The 3,546-nt window shown below is 47.8% G+C and carries 4 protein-coding genes; all 4 read left to right on the forward strand.

Annotated features, from left to right (window positions below; all coding sequences use genetic code 11):
- On the forward strand, window positions 1-200 hold a 200-nt coding region (locus ABDK92_11095), incomplete at its 5' end, for a hypothetical protein (GenBank protein MEN3187147.1).
- A gap of 1 nt (window position 201) precedes the next feature.
- Window positions 202-1,599 (forward strand): DegQ family serine endoprotease, encoded by a 1,398-nt coding sequence (locus tag ABDK92_11100; GenBank protein ID MEN3187148.1) that lies wholly within the window; start codon window positions 202-204, stop codon window positions 1,597-1,599.
- 6 nt (window positions 1,600-1,605) lie between these two features.
- Window positions 1,606-2,448, forward strand: coding sequence for a 16S rRNA (cytidine(1402)-2'-O)-methyltransferase (gene rsmI / locus ABDK92_11105; GenBank protein MEN3187149.1), 843 nt, complete (start codon window positions 1,606-1,608; stop codon window positions 2,446-2,448).
- A 195-nt stretch (window positions 2,449-2,643) separates the two neighbouring features.
- On the forward strand, window positions 2,644-3,411 hold the full coding sequence (gene pstB, locus ABDK92_11110) for a phosphate ABC transporter ATP-binding protein PstB (protein MEN3187150.1): 768 nt from the start codon (window positions 2,644-2,646) through the stop codon (window positions 3,409-3,411).
- Window positions 3,412-3,546 lie beyond the last annotated feature (135 nt).

Raw genomic sequence — 3,546 nt, forward strand, 5'->3', positions numbered from 1 at the left:
TCGCGATTTCTCAGGGTGTGTATCCCCGGATGTTTTCTCGTTCTTTTGATTTTCGACCGCTGTTTTTGGGGAAAAAGGGAGAAGAGGGCTTCGTTCTCGTTGGTGAGAAAGAGGGATTTTCATTCTCGTTTACCGGGAACCTTGATCCGGAGACCGGATCTCAAGTCTTGAAGTCGTTAGAAAGAGAAGGAGGTCGTTAGCATGAGAAGGATAACCATTTGGAGCTTCATTTTGGTGGTGTATTGTCTACTCTTCTTAAACCTGTCGGCTTTTGCTGAAATTCCCCTGGTTTCTGACAGTATTGTGGCCGATATTGTAGAAAGGGTAAGTCCGGCAGTTGTGAACATCGATACCTTGAGAACTCAGGTCTACCGCTCGCCTTTAGCCCCATTTTTCGACGACCCGTTCTTTCGCTATTTCTTTGGTGATACACCGAGAGGCCAGGAAAGGAGAGTGCCGGTAAAGGGATTAGGAACTGGTTTTGTTTTTCGTTCTGATGGATATATCCTGACTAATAACCACGTCATTGAGGGAGCAGAAGAAATCAAAGTAACCTTCAAAAATGGACAGCAATTCAATGGGAAAGTGGTTGGGAAGGATCCGCTTACGGATATCGCAGTGGTGAAGATTGATGCCGCCAATTTGCCCACCATTCCCTTAGGGGACTCTGACGCAGCCCGGGTAGGAGAATTTGTGATTGCGATTGGGAATCCTTATGGTCTATCGCATACGGTAACAACTGGTGTCTTGAGTGCCAAAGGAAGACCGATTTCGGCGGGAGATTCAGGAAGAGAGTATGAAAATTTCCTGCAGACTGATGCAGCAATCAATCCTGGAAACAGTGGTGGACCACTTCTCAACCTCAAAGGGGAGGTCATCGGGATTAATACTGCTATTCTTCCCTACGCTCAGGGGATTGGATTTGCCGTGCCGATCAATATGGCCAAGTCAATTCTGGACCAGTTGATTTCGAAAGGAAGGGTGACCAGGGCATGGCTGGGGGTCTATATTCAGGAAGTGACCCCTGAAATTGCCGAAAAATTTGGGCTGGAAAAGCCTCAGGGAGCTCTAATATCAGACATTGCGCCGGATAGCCCAGCAGAGCGAGCTAATCTTATGCGAGGTGATATTGTTCTCAAAATTGATGATAAGGAGATTCGGAGTGTATCTGGACTCCAGCAAACGGTTCGGTCCTACCGCCCTGGGGATACGGTGAGGGTGGAACTCTGGAGAGACAAAAAGAGTGTGGTTGTTGAAGTAACTCTGGGTGAGCTCCAGGAGGAATCAACGAGTATGACTCCGGAACTCCCGGTTACTCTGGGAGTGGAAGTGCGGGAAATTACCCCGGATCTTGTAGTCCAATACGCTCTGAAAAGAGAAAGCGGTGTGGTGATTGTGGGTATCGATGCCGGTGGGCCTGCGGATCGGGCTGGGTTGAGACCGGGAGATGTGGTGCTGGAACTCAACCGGAGAAGGATTGCCACGCTTTTTGATTGGGAAAGAGCGCTTTCCAGAATTCAACCTGGAGAAACTGTGCTTTTGCTCCTTGATCGGGGTGGTCGAACCTACTTCGTTCCCCTGAAGGCTGAGAAAAAATAGCCGGAAATGATTGCTCATGAAAGATGGGGCAGGATTTTCTTCTGCCCCACTCCTCTGGGGAACTTGAAGGATATTACCTTAAGGGTTCTGGACGTTTTGCGGCAAGTTGACACGATCGTGTGTGAGGATACTCGCGTCACCCTGAAATTGTTAACTCATTATCAGATTCGGAAGCCCCTTATGAGTTATCGTTCCCAGAATAGGGTTACGGCAACAAGAAGAATCATGGAAATCCTCGAGTCTGGAAAGAATCTGGCCTTCGTCTCTGACGCCGGAATGCCTGGGATTCAGGACCCTGGATGCGATCTCATTCGGACTCTTCAGGAGAAAGGCGTGGTTTTCGAAGTGCTCCCGGGTCCTTCGTCGCTTTTACTGGGAGTGGTCTATGCCGCGTTTCCGGATCCGGGTTTTACCTTCCTGGGTTTTCTGCCCCGCAAAGGGAGTGAGCGGAGAAGATTGCTGGAAAAGAGTTTATTTGCTCCTTTCTCTGTGGTGATTTACGAAGCGCCTCACCGGCTTCGAGAAACACTCAAAGATATCCGGGCGGTAGTGGAAGATTCGAGGAAAGTGGTCCTGCTTCGGGAGCTCACCAAATTCCATGAAGAAATTCAGCGCGGAACGATTGACGAAGTCTTGCTTGACGTCTCCTCTCGGACCGTAAAAGGAGAAGTTATCCTAATTATTGAAGGAAAGAAAAAAGAAGAAGGTGTTTCTTTGCCGCTGGCAAAACTTGTGGAAGCATTGGAAAAGAGAGGCTTCACGAACAAGGAAATTGTGGCAATGCTCAGTGAGGGATTATCCTTGAAAAAGGGATTCATCAAAAAGAAGCTTCCGGGAAGGGTGAGTTGATTTTCTGTTCAAAGATTGGTTTAATTGAAGGGGAATGGAGAGCAGAAAGTTCGTCAGTATCCAAGGTTGTGATGGAGTTGTCCCGTGATTTTTAAAAGGGGACGATTTGCGAGCTTTTTCATCTTTTTCGACCCTGTTGTGATGTACTGATCGTTGAAAGTTCTGATTGAGTCTGGGGGGATGAGGAAGTGAACGATGGTGGAGATGCACTCGGTTAGATTGAAAATTCGGAATCTGAGTGTTTCTTTTGGAGAGAAACAGGTTCTCTATGACGTCACTCTGGATATTCCCGAGAGGAGTGTCACGGCGATTATTGGACCATCCGGTTGTGGAAAGTCGACGCTTCTTCGTAGTATTAATAGGATGAATGATCTTCTGGATAACGTGAGAATCCAGGGAGAGATTCTCTTTGAAGGTCAAAATATTTACGGTGACGGTATCGACCCGGTGATGTTGCGACAGCGAATCGGAATGGTTTTTCAGCGCCCCAACCCTTTTCCCAAAAGCATCTTTGAAAACGTCGCGTATGGATTGCGCATTCAGGGCTGGAAGGATCGAAAGAAAATCCAGGAGCGAGTTGAAGAAAGTTTAAAAGCAGCAGCGCTCTGGGATGAGGTGATAGACAGACTTCATGCCTCGGCGTTTGAGCTTTCTGGCGGGCAGCAACAGCGGCTGTGCATTGCTCGGGCTATTGCAGTAGAGCCAGAAATCCTTCTCATGGATGAGCCTGCTTCGGCACTCGATCCGATTGCCACAGCCAGGATTGAGGAACTGATTAAGAAATTAAGGGAACGATACACCATTATTTTGGTGACGCATAATATGCAGGAAGCAGCACGGGCCTCAGATTTTACTGCCTTTTTACTGTTGGGTAAACTCATCGAGTTTGCTCCCACTGCCCAGCTTTTTACCAATCCTCAACGCAAAGAGACCGAAGATTATCTGACTGGTCGATTTGGATAACTCCGGTTTAGGGAACCAAGAATGAATTTGGGGATAGAGGAGTTACGTTGAACCATTTTCTCACCCTGAATAGTAGGAGGTTAGTGCATGCAGTTTTTCTCCATCATTGCTAAAGGCGGATACGTCATGTATCCC

Source organism: Atribacterota bacterium, assembly GCA_039638595.1.
In the GTDB taxonomy this organism is placed as follows: Bacteria; Atribacterota; Atribacteria; order Atribacterales; family Caldatribacteriaceae; genus Profundicultor; species Profundicultor thermophilus.